The sequence below is a fragment of the Cupriavidus sp. 8B genome (assembly GCF_054589115.1).
On the sequence record NZ_BAAILO010000351.1, the window covers coordinates 1 to 450 of the forward strand.

Below are 450 nucleotides of genomic sequence, written 5' to 3' on the forward strand. Positions count from 1 at the left end.
TGCCCGGGTCAGCCTAAAGAGTCCTCCTTGGCGAATCAACTCGGCGGTGAGTTCGTTCTCTCCGCGCGTGAATTCTTCCAATGGGATATCTTCCCCTCGCCTGATCCGCTCGATCAGGCCGAAGTCGGTGGAGGTAAAGATGCCTAGATTGTGGCAATTTTGCCGATAGATTCGCTCGAACTCTCGGCGATCACGAGTCGGATGCCCGCACTGTGCTCCGCGAACGGACTTGCTTCCCGAGACGATCCCTTTCCGTAGCGGCGGCCCGCGACTGTGACCGCGAATCCACCCGACTTCACGCTGCCCTCCGTCACCGGGCGAGTCCCTGCGCAGTCGAGGCCAAGGTATGGGTACTCCCCGAGTTTCTCGTCGTAGTAGTAGCAAATGTAGGCGGGTGTGATCTCGTCGGTGGAAATGTCCGAGCGGAGCGGCAAGGCCTCTTCAAGTGTG

The 450-nt window shown here is 59.6% G+C and carries 1 protein-coding gene; it reads right to left on the reverse strand.

What is annotated here, in order from left to right; all coding sequences use genetic code 11:
• Nucleotides 1-143 precede the first annotated feature (143 nt).
• Nucleotides 144-450, reverse strand: a 307-nt coding sequence (locus ACYP5B_RS33985) for a 3-isopropylmalate dehydratase small subunit (protein ID WP_459572548.1), incomplete at its 5' end; no start/stop codon positions are given.